Raw genomic sequence first — 16,832 nt, 5'->3', positions numbered from 1 at the left:
CGTATCGAAAACCGCCGAGGCTCTAATCGCCGTTGGATGAAGATTCAGAGGCAGGTCACGTCTACTTCAACTCGCCGGATAGAAAACGGAAAATCGACGACCGGGATCTACGATATTTCGAGACTTTCTTTCAGGTTCACGACTATTTTTCTCCTCGCATTCAAGCGTTGGCTTTGAGGACTTTGGCCAAAGACCTTGTGAGCGTGGCTTCTGTCATGCGCGAGGAGGATCTGCAGGATGCCCTGAGCCGGATTGCCTTGAATAGTGACGGCTCAGTCAATGTATTTTTGACCTACGAAAATTACCGTCCATATTTTGCCTTCGATTGATTGAAACCTGGAGGGCGCTCAACTCGATCATCGCTGAAAATCCGCAATGCGACTGTCTCAGTGCCGTGCCCCCTCCCCACCCTTCATCTCTTCTGAGATAGACCAATGTAGCTCTAGTGGGAGAGCATCAGAAACTGCGAGCACCTCAATATTCGGCGAGAGTATTAGCGGAACGCCGAATCCAGGGACCATGCCCTGGAAAAATTCTTATCCGCACACAAATCGGTCATCGAACCAACTGGCCTCTGGATCAGCGAAGATATGTTTAGTCCGGATGACTGCCCGAATATCGACCTTGTCGCCGATGAAACACTGAGATCTGTGCAGGTCAAGGCAGTCATTCGCAAGGGAGGTGTCATTGTCAATTCCGTGGATTTGCCGCGCATGGCTAAGGACACCCAGGGTTAGCCAGGCACAACCTCCTGACCGTACGGCGCCCACCGGCCGCCTGGCAAAAGCCCGCCTTCGAGTTCGACTGCTATCCCCGACTGTTACGCAAATCGCTCAAGCATTTTACGAAGTAGCTCGTTTTCGGAGAGCAGCGATTTCCGGTAGGCAGTCTCTTGCGCATTTCCTTGGACGAGCGCGTTGCCTTCGTCCTGTGCGCGAGCGACCACCCTCGCATGTGGAAGCGATGCATTCCGCCGGACCCTAGCCGTTCCGACCACCTTAGGTGGACCTGGCTTCGACAATTTAATTTGCTCACGCGGTATGCCGTTGGTTCCGGTTGCCTCGACGACCGGATGTACTTCGCTCGTTGACGAAGGCGCCTGCTCAATGGGCGGCCTGGCGGCCGGGATGACTGTCACCGTCTCCCTTTCCATTGACGCCCTTCCTGCGTCGACAATGCGCTGGTCTAGCTGTCGTATCCAATCTTGGTATTTCTCACGCCAGGGACTGCCTTCGGGGTGCGAAGCTAACTTTGTCACGGCCAAACGGCGTTGGTCGCGATATAGTGCTAACTTGAATTTCACTTGACCACCTGTTCTCACACGACACCTAACCGGAAAAGAACATACAGGGAACAGATTTCGATTGATAGGTCAAATCCCCTTCCGAGCGTGGCGGCCTTCTTGATAGGCTCGCTCTGCGACACACTGCGAATTACCGAACAAGCTCGTCTGAAATGGCCTTTGAGCGCTAGTTGCTTGCACCCCAACAAAGCAAGCTCCTCTGATGGTCCGTAGAGTATCCGGAATGAACGCAGATCGAACACCAGGTGGCCCCGAAATCAATCAATCGAGGCTGATGTGGCTTGAGCCCGATTGCTCGCTGACGCCGATGACCCGGGTCCGGGGCGGCGGCGTCCAGTGCTTCTCAAATGATGTCGATCCGTCAGCGTGTGGTCTGAATTTGGCTGGCCAGTTTTATGGAAGAGAAGCGATCCCACAGGAATTGATCAGCGAAAGTCTCAACGGCAACGCCCCCTTTTATTTGGTCTGGAGCAACTGCGACCTAACCAACCTAAGCCATCTCAACGGTATCTATCTGCAGCGAATTTTGAAGTTTCGAAGAGGCTTGACGGTCAGATGGCGGCCGGACCCCGATAGACCAGAGGTGACCTTTTCATTCATCATACCTTTAAGGCGTGCTTCCGTGGTAACAAAGATCTGTTCCGGTTCCAGCCGCTGCTGAAGCGGCCAGATCTGAAGCGCGAACCTGCCCTAACGCCCGACGAAGCTGTTAGCTTGCGAGACGACGCGAAGCACCCTCCTCCTCAAGGACTCTCATCCTCTCTGCCGTCACGACTGCGCCTTGGTCGAGCTCATCAGTGACCTTGAGCAACAGCTCTTGTTCGGCCATCAGAATTTCCCGTGCACGGTTGAGCTCAGTCTGAAGAAGGTCATCGATTTTACGGGCAGAAGTCGGATTGGCGAGGAAGGCAGCAACAATCTGGGGAGTGACCTCTGACGCTCGTTGGACGAGGCTGTCGCCCATTCCGATCTGCATCTCGATGCGCATTGCAATTCCGGTCGCTCGCCCGAGATCGCTGTCGGGACCGATCCCAGCTCCGTCGCCGTGCGAGCCAAAAAGGATCTGTTCTGCCGCGATACCAGCGAGTTGCAGGCAGATTTCGTCCAAGTATGACTGTCGGCCACGAAACCGAAGCGTAGGGTGCTGAAATACCGCACCGCCCGCTCTCTGAATATGTACCCTTGGGTTCAGTTGATCGGCGATCTCGACGAATAGGAACTCGCCGCAACTCAGACGTCGGCCGACAATCGCGTGACCGGCCTCGTGAACAGCAACAGATCTCCGAAAGTCACCCGCTAGAGAGACAAGCTCAGGTAGGTTGGCGGTCAAATCTGCCAAATTTAGCGGCTCGCGTCTCAGGCGTGCCGCGCGTTTGGCATCGCGAACCATTTTGGCGAGGTCGGCGCCTGTCATTCCCTGTGTCTGCGTAGCAAGGGCCGCCCGGTCATATGTAAACGGCACTTCACCAATCAGACTTTCAATGATGGCGATGCGATCGTCGGCGCTCGGCAAGGGAATAGCGACATGCTTGTCGAGGCGACCAGCTCGACGGATCGCTGGATCAATGTCCGACGGATTGTTCGTCGCGCCGATGACGACCACCCCTTCCCGTCCCCCTGCTCCGTCCAAGCACTCAAGAAATGCGTTCACTACTTGTACGGAGTAGGACTTGTTGTCGCTATCGAAGCTTTCGCGATCGCCGAAGCTATCAAGCTCGTCCACGAAAAGGATGCTTGGCGCCTCGGCTTTCGCCCGGGCAAAATCCGACCTCATCAGCTTGAGAAGGTCACCGAGATGACCCTTGGCTTGCCATTGTCCCAGTGACGAAGCGACGAATGTCACGCCGCACGTTTTTGCCAGCGCTTGGGCAAAGATAGTTTTGCCGACACCTGGCGGCCCACTGAGCAACAGCCCACGGTCAACATCGTCCCAGGACAGGATCCCTGCCCGCCAGTCAGCCAGATCCTTAGCGAGTTGGAGACCCCACTCCTTGGCCGGACCGTAACCATGCATGTCTTCCAGGCGAGGAGTTGGGCGGAGTTCTGCTCGCTTGACAGGCTCGGGTTCGGAAATCGGTTCGTCCCGTGCCTCTCGCCGTAACCGGCGCAAGGTTTCATCGACCGGACGCCGCGGTCTCAAAGCAATTGCAAGATCCTTCAACGGATATTTGAGCAATCGTTTGGCTTGCCCATAACTGACATTCATATCTAGGATCTCGCTACATGCCGCCTTCAGGTCGCCGGGCCGCACGGGTTCGACATCCACAATCCAGTCGAGTGCAAGTCGTAGATTTCTAGGGATATCTTCTCTATTGCAGCAGATCACGAGAGCCTTTGGTCGACCTTCGCATTCATTCTTAAATTTCCGCTCATTGTCCAACAAAGTGTCTCCCTGGCTGAACCAGCACGAGGCAACCGGGCCAAAATTCGTCTCATCCTCTTCGCCGAACAATGCAAGACGGGCAGAATTCACGTGTTCATGCGGTTCTGATGTTTCAGGTGTGACCAACACGAGAACTCCGGTCTCGCCTGTCAGAAAGGTCGGTACTCTCTTGAACGCGCGTTGCGTTGTCAGGTGGAGGGCGAAGTCTTTTACGGTCGCGCGGACGCGTTCATTTCGCGTTGGGCTTTTCGGAGACATAGTTACACCACGGATTGGACAGCAGGGATCGACGCAGAGGAAGTCAGAGTCCTGTGTGGGTTGCTATCCGCCCAGCTGTACCTGGCTGGGTCTCGTCCGGGTTGATGAGCCAGCTCCCCCCAATCCGGGATGGTCCATCAACCGCACCGGAAATGGCGGTTCTCTGATCAGCGATTGGGCTTCGGTAAGAATAAGGGAAAGCTTGGATAGCTGTGACCGCAAAACCGCGATCAAAAACAGAGATGCTCATCGTGAACCCTCGAACGAAAACAGCGACGAAACCCGCGAGCGGGAGTTCAGTCAGCTATTCGTATCAAGGTGCGAGCGAGAATATCCATGCGCGAACGAATAGAGAACTTGTCCGGGCGCGTCAAGCTCAAACTCGTCCTTTCTCGGGCGTCATTTGCGCCACCTGCTTGCGCCGCAAATTTCGCTCAATAGAACAACCGCCCTGACTTTTCACCGTTAAAGGCCAAGATCCTTGTGGAGCTCTTCTCCGTCGTCATCGGATGGAGGAAGCCCTGCCCTTTCGTTCGAAACCCATGTCCAGGTCATAACGAAAGCACCGTCGTCGTCACCGCGAGATATGATTGTGTCCAGATCGACCTCGAGATCGTCGCTGGTTTGCACCGCTGCGGCGAATGCCGCAGTGTCTGGATCCGTCGGCTTTCGCAGTTTTTCTGCTAGCGGCCCTTCCGGAATAGATTTCAGAATCAGATCGAGTTCATCTTTTTCGAGACGTATCCACATAACCCGAGCTCAATTGCACTGGTGCCAGTGTGCTTCGCACTTCTGTCGGCCGCAAAGGTGGATGCAAGGCACCAAGCGAATCTCGCCTCCAGGGTAGGCGGCGCTTTGGCCACATCTTCCGGATCATCTTATGATTGACAATGTTAGACCCGGAAAGAGCTCTTGGACATACTCAATTTCAGAGCCTCGGCATCGAGGTCGTCTTGAACCTATTGCGTGCCGTGTGCTTTTTACGCTTACCATGATTTCGGCGACCAATGACGCGACGAACGGGTTCGCCGCGTCTGGCGAAAGGACAAGCCCTCAAATGATCAAATGTTCAAAGCGCCCGCTGGTGCGCCAGCATCTTACAGCACGATCGCTGTGGTTATCTTGAAGGATGGGCAACCGGTCTTGTCTGTGTTTATTTCCGCTCGCAGCCTTTAGATTGGGAGACTGCGGTTCTATTGGTGGCCGACGCGATTACTGAGTGCGAACCATCCAATTGGATCTCACAACGGATTGAATTGTCCGTCACTCCCTACTGATTGAAGCCGGATCGAAAACTGATCGCGGCGACATGCCACAAAGCTCCGAGCATTCACTGAGGCGGAAATGACCGTGTCGGGCTGACAGGAGCCTCCTCTGCTGGACCTCCTACATAGGTCGAACAACTAGTATGCCGATAGGCAAAGGTTGAGCAGGCCAATTGACTGCAACTTAGATCGGGAGGATAGTAATGAAATGAAGCAATTGGAGCTTTGTAATGGCAAACGGCGCTCCAGAAAGTGAGGAACAGCATGGCTCGCCAGAATTGAGCAGCGATGCAGTTTTCGCACGCGATGTATTACTCAGCCATTTCTTAACCGCATTATGGATCAAAGTGGAATATCTAGCTGAACTCGTTGAGAATGGAAGTTCTGCCCATAAAATCCTGGTCACGGTTCGACGTGGGATCGCCGAATTTAAAGATGAGCGTAGGCTGCATTACCATGAACGATTGAACAGCGCGTGGACAAACGCTTTCCGACTTGAACTGCTCCTGGCGCTCGCTGAACCTCCTAAACGACTTCTGCCGGAGCTGCAGGCTCGGCTCGCGCAGGCCGACGAAGAAAAAGTTGCAGGCGCATCCAGACTGCGCGGTATCTTGCAGCAAATGACAGCGTCGCAAGATCAAACGCATCCACCCGTGATCGACGCTGACGAAAGGGAATCTCGACTCAGATCACTTCTTGTCGATATCATTCAGGGCATTCAGTGGCAGCTAACAAGGAAGTATGCATTTCGGAACCTCCAACGCGAAGCCACCAGGAAAATAATCTATGCTGCTGCAGCTTCGTTCGCGCTCTTCCTTCTCCCTTACATCGCGATATTTTTCGTTTATTGGAAGCACGACGGAAGCCTCAACGAAATCCGTAACTGGATCGGCCTTCCGCTTCTGACCGCTCTGGCAGCGGGACTCTTCGGCGCCTATTTTAGCAGGCTTCTGTATCTACAGAAGAACTGGAGTTTGTTGGAATATGACGAGCTTGCAGCGGCTGGTCAGTTGGCATCACTCATCCTGCGGGGCATCATCGGAATATGTGGGTCGGCGATAGTCTTTTTCTTTCTTCACGCAGAGATCATAACCGGCAGTTTTGTCCCCGATTTTAGTAAAATGACATTCGTTTCTCGTATTCCGCCGGATCATCTTCCGGCGACCTTCCTCATCGGCAAGGACCTTTCTCTGTTGATCGTATGGAGCTTTATCGCGGGATTTTCCGAGCGTTTAGTGCCGAGCATTTTGGGTCGGACGGAAGCCAGTCTGGACAGTTCGCCAAAGCCGCCCAATCAGCTTAATGGTCATTGATGTGTTTTGCTGTCGTCTCACCTCTAGTGGCGCGGCGACCATCAAAGCGTGAGGATTACCGCGGCCCCGAGTACGATAACTATGCGAACCAAGGCCGCAGCAACCAACGTCCTTCACTGATCTCACGTCGGACGTTGATCAGGCAATCAGCGTCTGAGCGATCTTAAAGCGCTTCTGAGTCTCTCCTGGCTTGTCTGCAGGCTTCTCGAAGTTGAAGACAAAGATCTCTACTGCTTCGTGCAAATTGGCAGTTGCGAGAAAGCGGGCACGGCTTTTCTTGAGGTACGGCTTCTGGATCTCATCAAGCATGATCTCGATGTTTCTGTTGGGATCCAGAAGCTCTGCGTCGCTATGACCAGTTCCAACACCCCCGTTCTGATTCAGTTGGAAGAGGCCAAAGCTCCGCTCGCCGCGCAGGTTGGTGCTTGAAGGATTCAGATTGGATTCCCCAATGGCATTTGCGATCGCTGCGATTTGTTGCAGGGTTCCGTACCCTCGGGATGCGAACCTCTCCGCGATCTTCCGTGCCATGGGTTCGCGGGATCGTAAGATCTTGGGCGACGAGAAGTTGATGTCACCAACGATCGTCGGAGCGAGATCCGTCAGTTGACGCAGCTTCTTCATGAAGAGCTCGACCTGTTCGCTTATGATGACATCCACTGATGTAAAGCTCTCACTGAGCTTCGCTTCGATGGCTGCCAACATATCGTTGACCGTCGAACCTTTGAGAAGTGCCGCATCTCGGTTGGCCAGGTTCGCAAGGTCGATACGATCCGTCTTGGCTTGGGCAGGTGCGATAGCTGCAATGAGCGCCGCGGCGTTTTGACCATCGTTCCCAATAGCCTGGCGAGCAGCGAGGAGGCCGATGGTTTGAGCGAGCAGGAGTTGAACCATCGATACATCTGTCGCCAGCGCATCACTAAGGGCATCCGCCGTCTGGGCCGCCATGATCGCGAACAGCGTGCATTGTGCCCGCCAATCGCTAAGTTCAGCTAGACTGTAGGCGATCTCATACTCAGGATGGTTGGCGTTTAGTATCCATTCCTCACTGGTGAACGCGAATAAGCCACTGGTTTGCGGTCCCTGCGCGTCAATGATGTTTGTACGCATCTGTGCGATGGTCATTAGGTAATAGGCATTGCCGCCGTAGTTTGCCGCCAGTTCCACGCATTCCGCCGCCACAAGAAGTTTGTCGAGAGGGCCGACTGTGTCCCTAGTCTTATCGATGGCCTCGTCGACCACCCATCCCTTCTCGCCGGTCGCGTCGATAAGGATTTCAGTGAACGGGAGCTTTTTGTCGTCCAGAACTGTAACCTTCGTTCCGGACGGCACTGATCTTAGAATCGCTGCGTCGAGCGAAGGCTTGTCCCTCAAAACGCGAGCCACCTTCATGACAGCCATCGATTGCTCCTTTGTCGGTGTGACGTTATTGTTCTAGGCTCAACTGCCCGACTGCACGAGCATTGGCGGCACCCCGCTCGGCGCACGTTTTGCCCGGTGACAGCGCTTCTGTTGTTTCGAGGAGACGGATGTCTGATTCATTGACGCCGCCGACCTTCAGAACATCCTCTCGCTTATCGCCTCGGCCCCGATAAAAGTCGTGAATTGCTTGACGGGTCGTCTTGCCAAGAACGCCGTCTGCTGGCTCAATACAAAGCAAGGTCTGAATCTTGCTCCAAAGCACAGGCGTTGCGAACCCGTCTGGTGGCGCTCTGTCGGGAGCTCGTATGCGTGATAGCGGCGCCGTCACACTTGGCGGGCGCTCGAATGAACGCGGTAGCGGCGGATTGACTGCGCTAGCGATCCTTAGATCCACTCCAGAGCCGCTTGTTGTCGGGTCAGCCACCGCGATTGCCGATCCCACGTGCTCGACGAGTTCGCCTTCAATTGTCGCTGGAAGACATAGATCAAGATATCCACGGATATAGCCGTAGGCGGAAGGGGCGCTATCGATGCTACCCTTTTGCCTTGCCGTGCCATCGCGATAAGCGCGGGCCAATTCACCCACAAACTTCTTGGTCGTCGCAGGAGGCAGCTCGTAAAGATATGTACCTGCAACCACGTCAGTAAGGTTTGACGCCAAGCCAAAAGCCTGTGCTACCACGGTCATTGAGAGCTGGGTGGCACCAGTGACGCCAAGAATAGCATTGGTCGTTTGGCCAAAGGCGGATATCCCAGACTTAGCAGCTTCGCGTTGTCGGTTCAGCTTAAAGATCGAGTCAAAATAGATGGAGCAGCGGTCATCGACGTAGTTGTAGCCCGCTAAAGTCACATCATACCAATTCGGCGTTCCACCGTAAGCGTACTCAGCGTCAGCACGAAGCGACTCCATTATGCTTCGGCGGTCCACGGATTTTGTAGCTACCTCACTTGCGTTAAGGGTAGGCTCTACAGCTACTGGTGTCGTTGCGGTGCAGGAAGCAAACAAGCTGACGGTGACTAAAGGTATGATGAGACGATACGCTGCCCGGACAACCTTGCTGCTTCTCTTAAACCCAAAGACTACCATACGCTACCCTCTGAGTTGGCTGGCGTTCCGCTTGCAGAAGAAAATAAGATCCGTCTATTGGTGCTTACTCGTATAAAAAATCCCTCCAGGCACTGTGGAAAGTACCAAGGCAAAACTGTACATGCCCAGCTGGGAAATGCTCAGCTGTGGACGGATTAGGTAATAATGCTTATTTCCCTCAGGCCAAACACTATTACTCGATAAAGTTGATTGCAACAATAAATTTGATCGCCGAGCTCGAAACGAGCCAAGTGTCTCTGTAGATGTAACTGTTTACGGCTTGACAATCGTGCGTGCGCATTTTCGCCAGAATACCAGGACGTAGCAAAACAAGAACATACTTGTCCGAGTGACAATGTTTGCAAGAATGCCGAATTACTTTTCAATCATGACGTCCGCGAAGCACCAATGAGATCATAAACGTGGGATCTTGTGCTACGGAAGGCCACATATGCGATCGCTCATTACCTACCAAGAAAAGTCGAAGATATGCGTTTGCTTTCTGTAACAACACACGGGCGCTCCCCAAAACCGGTCGAGCGTCGTCCAACTGGTGTGCAAAACACGTTCCCCTATTCGTGGCCTTTGGGAATGGGGAATTCCGAACGGACGCGACTTGCCGTAGCGGGCTGGCATGCCAATGCCACTCTGCCCAACATACTGCGGAGTTCACGCCACAGGCTAGGATAAATTCAGTGCTCTGCAACACAACGGCCGTCCGTCGCCCCGTTGAGAAGTAAGATATCCCGATCGAGCAATTTATACTAGAGTGCAGAATAAATGCACGTACCGCTGAAGTGGTTCATATTGGGGAGGGAGAAATGCCCGAAGGACACCAAACTGCAGTCTTCTTGTCCTATGCGTCCGAGGAAAATGAAATCGTTCGAAGCTTCTTTGAAGGCCTTAGCCAATTCAATCCGCTTCTAAATATCGACATTTTCTTCGACAGGGAGGTCATCCATGCGGGAGAACGACTAACCGACAAAATCAAAGATGGACTGAGAAGGTCCGAATATCTCATCATATTCCTCTTTGGCACGATGAAGCCAAGCCATAGCTGGACAGGCTTGGAGGTCGGATTCTATGAGGCGCTGATGGAGGAAGACATCAGACTCAACGGATCGACGAAGCGGCAGATAATCCCGATCTTCCTTAAGGAGCTTCCCGCACTTTTTGCTGAAAGAAAGGGGATAAACTTGGATATTGATCCCGGCGATATCGCGCTTCCCATCGATCAGTTCTTTGAGCGCTGCAATGCGCCGACCGGCCAAGCGCGACAACTTTCGACGACTTTCAGAGAACTCTTTAATGACATAGCTTCGCTTGCGGAATCTCGCATCAACGACGATGATACTAGTGCACAGGCACGCCGCAAAGCTGACGAAAACACCGCGAAACGACTAAAGATTGTTGAGGAAAGTATCGTTCCTAACATAATGACGACCGTATACCACTCGTTGAGGAAGCGGATTACGGAGCGCAGAATAGAACAATACTTTATGGAATTTGAGTTTCCCTATGACGTTAAGGACGGTGAAATAATCCGCGACGAGGCCCGGCTTCTGCCATATGGGGAAGCTTTGGAGGTGTTTGGACTTCCCGGCGTCACAGGAGCGGTGAGTTGGAAGCGCTTTAAGGATTTAGTACAGCAGCGAACGCCATCCACGGCATTAGAGATTCTCGCTGCGGTCGAGCGCTGTGTGATCAGCGCGATATCGCCCAACGAAAAGCTCGACAATGAACAGATTTTCCGCTCGCCGAAGGACGGGCGCATCAATCGGATGATTATTACCCGGCAATACACCTATTACGACGGCCGCGTTACTCTCCACATGTACATCATTGATCTGCTGGATCTAGGCTTTGCCATAGACGAGAATACAGAGACGATCCTGACTTATATCAGTATTTCCCTGAAGTTCCGGAGCCTGTTCCTTAAATGGGGCGCCACATACTCCGTCCAGGAGTTTGAGACCATCTCGCGAGACCGCACGGAAACAGTGCATTTCATTCGGAAATTTATGCAACAGCTCGCGATCATCGAGGAGGAGTCGCGGATCTTCAGCCTGGATGAGCTTCAGAAAATTAAAATCTATTCCGGAAAGTTATCTGGAAAGATACTCGGCGAGAACATGCGGCTATGGGAGGAACGGTGCCAAGCTTTGCGGGACGCAAGCGCGGCGATGCTCAATCTCAATGTCGAGGCAGAATTTTCGGAGCGTGCCGAGCAGTGGCGGCAGGCGCAGGAGAGCTTTGTCGAGCTGACGGAAGTTCTCAACCGCGAATTCGGCCTGCGAGCTATCAAGCAACTATCGAAATCCTTCCGGCCAATGAGGGACGGAAACGGCGATTAGCGTTGGGCGGGCCAACCGGACAGTTTAGAACTGCCAGCGGACATGAGTCACTCGGCTATGGCCATCCCCGTGACCCGGCTTGACTGGCCAGCAAAACAAGAAGGATGAAAACCGCCATAAGCGGAAGTATCAACTTGGCTTGCCTTGCGTGAAACGACGGAGGCAATCTCATGATGTCGGTTTTCTTCCCGATCTCGGTCAGCATAACCCAAAAGACGGCGCCAAACGTCAAAGTTGCTGCGGTAACTAATGCCACATTTATCATGGCTGCGACAAACCGATCTGGCGATCCCACATCGAGCCATCAAGCGGAAGCGCATGCAGAGAAGCAATCCAAGCTTTCCACCAGAAGCCACGTACAACCTCGTATTCGTTGAAATCTCAGATCAAAGCTGGTTTTTCGCTCTATCCTGTTCGCCCATTACGGACGTCAGGCCACCACATCATTAGCGACGTCGTGGAGCTTGACCACTGAATCTTGGCTTGCCGACTTAACTAAATTCCTCACGTTCTTCATCCTCAGATAAGCCTGCGCGTCCTCGCAATCCTCTTCGCCTAATATGGCAAGCGCGGCTTCAAAACGCTGAAACACCTCCGCTCTGGTCAATTTGCTCATGGTTTCCGCTCCGTGTGAATCGAAGCAGAAGTATCGTCTCAAAATGGCAAATGTCATCGCCTTGGACGCGTGTTTGACTACTTTTCCGAGTTATCCCCGCTGTCCACGATGTAGCCCTATCCGTCAGCCGAATACGTTCAGAACGTCGTCTCATGGCACCTGCTTCGGCCTCACAGCTCGCGAAAATAAACAACCTGCTGAACGGGTCCCCGACGGTCGTCGAGATCTCGAACATGATCGCTACTGCAACCGCAACCCTTCAAACGATAATCCAGGAGCGAGCGGAACAGGATCGGCGTAGCGCGATCCTCGCTGGTCTCGGTGAACTCGGATACGAAGTCAAAGAGGGGATGCAGACAGCCTGGGTTGAGAACGGCCGGGTCGTTCTGAAGAGCAATAAAAGACCTGGGTACGGAGTGGAGATAGGTGGAAACCCCAATAGTGGCATACAGCTGCGTACGGTTGGCTTTGCAGGCTCAGCTGATCCCCGCGATGCAATCGCCGACATATCCGCTGAGACTGAGTTTTGCGGAGATTTTTCGGTACTGCAGGCCAAGCTAGCCGCGAGTGGGGAAGAATTGGTGGTGGTGAAGGCACTGGGTGTCGGAACAACGGCCGTCAAAAGAATATCTGCGGCCCCAGAAAACGAAATATCCGTCACGAACGCGCGGGGCACCGCTCCCACTGTTCGACGATCATAAGTAAATTGCAGCCACTAGACTGCCCTTACTAAATCCACATGGACCGGCCTGTCGCGAAACATCATATATCCTTTCGGTCGTTTTTGAATCAAGCGTGTTCATCGCGACCACGAGAGTATGGCACTTATGGGGGAAGTCAAGATCGCGTGAAAGCTGCCATTCCGGATGACAGGCGTTGCAGACGCTGCGCCCTTCCATGCGAAAGCTCTTTAAACAGCAGCCTCCGAATGTTTCGGCTGGCTCGCATCAGCCTCTGTAAGGGATTGTCGAGCAGCTTTGAAGAACTCGTAGTGTTCGATAAGGAATTCTTTCGCAGCGAAATGTTCGATCTTTCGGCCTCCAAACTGTCCATAGCTCGTGTTTTGCAGCTCAGATGCCAAGACGACTTCTCGAGTCTTGGGATGAATTGTAAATAGGAACTTGTCGAAAAGAGCATGTAGGTCTGCGCGTAAAAGGAGGCCGTTCCGCGGATCGTTCCGGAAGGCAACAGCCTCAGAGAACGGTATGACATGCGCGGCCTGTAGGACTTCTTCGACTCCACACTTGCTGACGGTGCAGCGACCCTTGTAAAGCTGCATGAGAGCTGCCCTGAATTTAGCTTGATCTGGCCTTGCTTCCTGCCTTGTAAAACGCCGCTCAAATCCGTCAAGAACCGCCGCTCGATCGAATTCGAGGGCCTTTTCCTCCTCCGACATATATTGCGTTGTAGCAAGTTGCGCCTTCTTCTTGGCAGCGAAAACATCGATAATCCGGCGGAACTCCGCCAGCTCAACGTCTTCCAACTCATATGACCGAAGATGACGATGGCTCAGGATATGATCAATGACGGAGCTACCCGAAGATCCACCAGGCCAACCTCGTAGCTTATAATGCGGCTTCAGCAGCGTTACATTGGTCAGCGTTGCAATCGTTGTCCCGCCATCATTTCTAACATCAATGGCGGTGCCCTCCGCCGTTAGGCCCAGACCACTCCCGAAGCCAGGATCCTCGTGAGCCCAAACAAGCAAGACGTCACCATTTTTTACAGCCTGACCTGCGCCGCCCGCAATGCGCGACGGATTTGGGAATGTAAGACAAATGTTTTCCCACTGCGAGGCTTGAGCGGGACGCGGTTCGGCACCTCCGAGGTGCAATTCGCAATTCAATTTCAAAAGGAATGTCGTCATTTTCGCCCTGCCCGCAAGTCGTTACCTGTCAGTTATCTATCACAAAGCGCATCCTTCGATGGCGCTCTCTTGCCGTTCATCTACGTCTCCAGTGATCCGCCACCCGGAGGCTCCGGCAAACCCGAGACCGCGTACCTAATATGATGTTTTCCAAATATTGAAGGTCGCTTGTATATGCCCTCTCGAAAGCATCGATAAAGGGATCTAGAGCAAGTCCCAATCTTTGAAAAGCGACATCTGAAGTCGACCATTCCGCCGTCGTCCCAAGTTTCGTATGTTCCACTCCGCACGCCAATGCGTAGGTAGAATCGATGATCTCCTCCAGTTCCCATCTCTTCTCCAAGCTTCCTTGGAGCGCATTCAATTCGTCTGCATACTGGTTTGCACGAGCTTCGAAATAAGATGGCAGAATACTGAAATATGGATCGTCCTCGCGGAGCTTGTTAAAGCCGCTTTCAGCAAACACGCTATCGTCGCAAAACCTTGCGAAAGGTGGATCCGCCCAGGTTGCGAGAACGGCGTCCCTGTCGTGGAACGGCAGAGAGAGAGTTGGCCCATCCTCCCGGAAAAACAGATGCGTGGTTCCCGGAGGGGCCAAACTGAAGACGGCGTTTACCTCGCGGGTGAGTTCGACGCGTCCTCCACGGCGGCCGCTTTCACATTGCATGAGGAGGCCACCTTTGAAAGGCGCATGGGCAACGCACATTCGGTACGTGTCAGCTCGAAGGAGCCACTCGATATCTGTGGGCGATACATGGAAAAGGCTGGCTGAAAATACATTCCTGGGCATGAACGGGTGAACTCAACGCGTCCCATAAATGATTGCCCCGATCCAGAAGGCTTGCAAGTACCTCTGCGATCAAAAATTCCCTCAGACTGCCCTTCAAACAGTTCAGTCTTTCAAGCCGACCGGCAGTGCGTCCTCGTCATCAAGAGGAGTGAACTCCAGATCCTTCCGAGAGATTTCGTCTTCGATAATTGTCGCAGCTATCGAGGCCTTACCAGTCTTCTTGGAGAGCCTCACGGAGCAATAATAGGATCCCTCGCCCGCGAAGCCGAAGAACGTCGTCTGCACAACGTCCTTGGCCACCATCGCAGATGTAAATGGCTGCTCGCATGCATCGGTTCGAGCGCGTCGCTCATTCCGAACGACACAGGCATTGCATAGCGCAGCGGTGGTCCACGTGGCTTTAGGCACTCCAATGAGTTCGATCCCTAGCTCCCGCGCCTTGATAACGTCATCAACCATGTAGAGGTCGCGGGGACCTGCCGCCAAGAGCTTCAGCATAACCCGTTCCGGAATGAAGCCGTCCGCACCCATTTCAGCGCCGAGTTTCATCATCCGCGCCACGGCCTGGAGGCCTTCGGTGTACGTCGCTTCTAGATCTGGACCTGAATAGGTTTTGCTGAGGGCAATGAGATATGGTGCGTGGAAGCCCAATCGGCCGCCAACATGCAGCTTTCGCCTGGACAGATAGATCTGCTCCCACTCGCTGCCACCCATAAACGCGATAGCGCAGGCTGAGTAACAGGAAGAACCGTTTCCAATAACGGTCGTGACGTTTCGTCCGGCCAACCACTCGGCGATCGCCAAACCTTCGAGGAAATCTCCACCCGGGCTGTCTAGGCAGAGCGAGGAGCCCACTGGCGCGAGAACTTTCAACCGATCGAGGTCACCGGAAGCGATTGGTCCGGAAAGCGCGACTTGGCACTCGTCCCTGTCGAGCTTTTTGACTATTGCCGCGGCAGCCGGAACAGGGCAGAGACCCCAGCAAATAATCAAAAGCAACAGCAGAGCAATGGCCAGCTGTCCACCTGCCGAGCACCTGAAACCAACGTCTTTCAAGGCCCGTTCTCTTCAATGTCTTTGTAGCAAGCGTCGAGAGGACCGATCTCTCGCTTCGCGATTGCGCTCCAAATTCCATTCGCGAAGTCGAAATACTCCATGTTGCATTTGCCGCTGTCATATGAGCCCCACTGCGCCACCATCAGGCGGCTGTCGAGCTGGTATTTGAGGGTGAGATACATGTTGTCTTCACCACCTCGGGGAAACGAATATGGTTGACCGGTTTTGTTGCTGGCGACGATCACCGCTGAGCAGCCCGTGCCGCAGCCAAACTGAATGACTGAATATTCGCCCGCAAAGCCCGGTCCCCCAGCCATTCCTTCTCGGATCCGAGTGCGGAAGTCTCTGAAGTGAGCGTTGCTTCCGGAAAAATTAGGCTTCGCTGTCTTACCGCGATAAACACGCCCGACCGGGAAGTCGGTGGCACCTGGTTTCTTGAAAGCCGTCGGTGAGGATTTCGACTCCTGACCAGGCCCGTTTCCCGGCCAGTCGATGGCGGAGTAGTTGGGCGACGTGAGTTTATCGCTGCCCCAGATCGTTTCGAGATAGTCCTTTTCGCCGACGATGACCGCTTCAAGAGTCGCTATGTCGCCAATGTTTGGGTCTGAGCCCTTTTCCTTGATGGATTTTACGGTCACGGCAGAAACGCTAGTCACGAACGTGGCGATATTGCCTGAACCGTTTACCTCGTACGAATTGAAAAGCGCGAGTCCGCCGTCCGGGGTTGGAGTTACGGGAGGACGATCCTTGAAACTCATCCCGTTGCTTCCGAGCTTGGTGCGGATCTCGCTGAGGGTGGTCTTGCCGAATTTGAACCCTTCAAAGTCCGAGAAGGCTCCGGCCGTTTCGCCTCCCCAGTCCGTCTCCAGGTAGACGATCTTGCCGGAGCCTCGATGGTACGTAACGGAAAGCTCGTTGCCGCCGGAAAGCTTGTACTTCTCAATGGTGTGGGGACCCATCGCCTCTGTCGCGACCGGACTGCTGCCTATGCTGACAAGTTGCTGACGATCGCCGCCAACGGATACGCCGGACATCGACTGAGCAAAGGCTGTCGATGCCGTGGAGATCAAAAAGGCGGAAAGAGCCTCTGCGAAAAGATGTTTCATCGAGTACGGGTC

Annotated in this window: 14 protein-coding genes; 6 read left to right on the top strand and 8 right to left on the bottom strand. The window is 53.7% G+C overall.

The window, feature by feature from the left end:
* Positions 1–32: 32 nt before the first annotated feature.
* Complete coding sequence (locus tag G9X64_RS29325; protein WP_171377931.1) at positions 33–329, top strand: hypothetical protein; 297 nt, start codon at positions 33–35, stop codon at positions 327–329.
* A gap of 1,197 nt (positions 330–1,526) precedes the next feature.
* Positions 1,527–1,964 carry a hypothetical protein gene (locus G9X64_RS29320; RefSeq protein ID WP_168317638.1) on the top strand — a complete coding sequence of 146 codons (438 nt, stop codon included), beginning with the start codon at positions 1,527–1,529 and terminating at the stop codon, positions 1,962–1,964.
* 48 nt (positions 1,965–2,012) lie between these two features.
* Here G9X64_RS29320 and G9X64_RS29315 read toward each other — a convergent pair whose 3' ends face one another.
* Both G9X64_RS29315 and G9X64_RS29310 read right to left on the bottom strand, forming a co-directional pair.
* Entirely contained in the window at positions 2,013–3,812 is a 1,800-nt protein-coding gene (locus tag G9X64_RS29315) for an AAA family ATPase (RefSeq protein ID WP_210259733.1), read from the bottom strand.
* 597 nt (positions 3,813–4,409) lie between these two features.
* Positions 4,410–4,694 carry a hypothetical protein gene (locus G9X64_RS29310; protein ID WP_171377929.1) on the bottom strand — a complete coding sequence of 95 codons (285 nt, stop codon included), beginning with the start codon at positions 4,692–4,694 and terminating at the stop codon, positions 4,410–4,412.
* A 745-nt stretch (positions 4,695–5,439) separates the two neighbouring features.
* Here G9X64_RS29310 and G9X64_RS29305 point away from each other — a divergent pair.
* Positions 5,440–6,522, top strand: a complete 1,083-nt coding sequence (locus tag G9X64_RS29305; RefSeq protein ID WP_171377928.1) for a hypothetical protein — start codon at positions 5,440–5,442, stop codon at positions 6,520–6,522.
* Positions 6,523–6,660: 138 nt separating this feature from the next.
* Here the strand turns inward: G9X64_RS29305 and G9X64_RS29300 are convergent, their stop codons facing one another.
* On the bottom strand, positions 6,661–7,923 hold the full coding sequence (locus tag G9X64_RS29300; protein ID WP_171377927.1) for a phage tail tip lysozyme: 1,263 nt from the start codon (positions 7,921–7,923) through the stop codon (positions 6,661–6,663).
* 25 nt (positions 7,924–7,948) lie between these two features.
* On the bottom strand, positions 7,949–8,854 hold the full coding sequence (locus G9X64_RS29295; RefSeq protein WP_171377926.1) for a hypothetical protein: 906 nt from the start codon (positions 8,852–8,854) through the stop codon (positions 7,949–7,951).
* A 998-nt stretch (positions 8,855–9,852) separates the two neighbouring features.
* Between G9X64_RS29295 and G9X64_RS29290 the strand changes: the two genes are divergently transcribed.
* Entirely contained in the window at positions 9,853–11,385 is a 1,533-nt protein-coding gene (locus G9X64_RS29290; RefSeq protein ID WP_171377925.1) for a toll/interleukin-1 receptor domain-containing protein, read from the top strand.
* A gap of 170 nt (positions 11,386–11,555) precedes the next feature.
* Entirely contained in the window at positions 11,556–11,762 is a 207-nt protein-coding gene (locus G9X64_RS29285; protein WP_171377924.1) for a hypothetical protein, read from the top strand.
* 53 nt (positions 11,763–11,815) lie between these two features.
* On the opposite strand, the gene G9X64_RS29280 is transcribed toward G9X64_RS29285, so the two are convergent.
* Complete coding sequence (locus G9X64_RS29280) at positions 11,816–12,001, bottom strand: hypothetical protein (protein WP_171377923.1); 186 nt, start codon at positions 11,999–12,001, stop codon at positions 11,816–11,818.
* A gap of 152 nt (positions 12,002–12,153) precedes the next feature.
* On the opposite strand from G9X64_RS29280, the gene G9X64_RS29275 reads away from it, so the two are divergent.
* Complete coding sequence (locus G9X64_RS29275; RefSeq protein WP_171377922.1) at positions 12,154–12,702, top strand: hypothetical protein; 549 nt, start codon at positions 12,154–12,156, stop codon at positions 12,700–12,702.
* Positions 12,703–12,911: 209 nt separating this feature from the next.
* Here G9X64_RS29275 and G9X64_RS29270 read toward each other — a convergent pair whose 3' ends face one another.
* The 3 genes from G9X64_RS29270 to G9X64_RS29260 all read right to left on the bottom strand — a co-directional run bounded on the left by G9X64_RS29270 (position 12,912) and on the right by G9X64_RS29260 (position 16,820).
* Positions 12,912–13,868 carry an HNH endonuclease gene (locus G9X64_RS29270; protein WP_168317624.1) on the bottom strand — a complete coding sequence of 319 codons (957 nt, stop codon included), beginning with the start codon at positions 13,866–13,868 and terminating at the stop codon, positions 12,912–12,914.
* 892 nt (positions 13,869–14,760) lie between these two features.
* Positions 14,761–15,714 carry a COG3904 family protein gene (locus G9X64_RS29265; RefSeq protein ID WP_168317623.1) on the bottom strand — a complete coding sequence of 318 codons (954 nt, stop codon included), beginning with the start codon at positions 15,712–15,714 and terminating at the stop codon, positions 14,761–14,763.
* The gene (locus G9X64_RS29260) at positions 15,711–16,820 is read right to left on the bottom strand and encodes a hypothetical protein (protein WP_171377921.1); all 1,110 of its coding nucleotides are present in this window, start codon (positions 16,818–16,820) and stop codon (positions 15,711–15,713) included. Before G9X64_RS29260 ends, G9X64_RS29265 begins: the two co-directional genes overlap by 4 nt.
* Positions 16,821–16,832: the final 12 nt, after the last annotated feature.

The organism is Rhizobium sophorae (genome assembly GCF_013087515.1).
Classification (GTDB): domain Bacteria; phylum Pseudomonadota; class Alphaproteobacteria; order Rhizobiales; family Rhizobiaceae; genus Rhizobium; species Rhizobium sophorae.
Note: the sequence above shows the minus strand (reverse complement) of the source record. Positions and strands in the feature narration are given on the sequence as shown.

What these genes read in the sequence shown, in the direction of transcription:
- G9X64_RS29320 (WP_168317638.1), top strand. Translation starts at nt 1,527, where the DNA reads ATGAACGCAGATCGAACACCAGGTGGCCCCGAAATCAATCAATCGAGG.
- G9X64_RS29310 (WP_171377929.1), bottom strand. Translation starts at nt 4,694, where the DNA reads ATGTGGATACGTCTCGAAAAAGATGAACTCGATCTGATTCTGAAATCT.
- G9X64_RS29305 (WP_171377928.1), top strand. Translation starts at nt 5,440, where the DNA reads ATGGCAAACGGCGCTCCAGAAAGTGAGGAACAGCATGGCTCGCCAGAA.
- G9X64_RS29300 (WP_171377927.1), bottom strand. Translation starts at nt 7,923, where the DNA reads ATGGCTGTCATGAAGGTGGCTCGCGTTTTGAGGGACAAGCCTTCGCTC.
- G9X64_RS29295 (WP_171377926.1), bottom strand. Translation starts at nt 8,854, where the DNA reads ATGGAGTCGCTTCGTGCTGACGCTGAGTACGCTTACGGTGGAACGCCG.
- G9X64_RS29290 (WP_171377925.1), top strand. Translation starts at nt 9,853, where the DNA reads ATGCCCGAAGGACACCAAACTGCAGTCTTCTTGTCCTATGCGTCCGAG.
- G9X64_RS29285 (WP_171377924.1), top strand. Translation starts at nt 11,556, where the DNA reads ATGATGTCGGTTTTCTTCCCGATCTCGGTCAGCATAACCCAAAAGACG.
- G9X64_RS29280 (WP_171377923.1), bottom strand. Translation starts at nt 12,001, where the DNA reads ATGAGCAAATTGACCAGAGCGGAGGTGTTTCAGCGTTTTGAAGCCGCG.
- G9X64_RS29275 (WP_171377922.1), top strand. Translation starts at nt 12,154, where the DNA reads ATGGCACCTGCTTCGGCCTCACAGCTCGCGAAAATAAACAACCTGCTG.
- G9X64_RS29270 (WP_168317624.1), bottom strand. Translation starts at nt 13,868, where the DNA reads ATGACGACATTCCTTTTGAAATTGAATTGCGAATTGCACCTCGGAGGT.
- G9X64_RS29260 (WP_171377921.1), bottom strand. Translation starts at nt 16,820, where the DNA reads ATGAAACATCTTTTCGCAGAGGCTCTTTCCGCCTTTTTGATCTCCACG.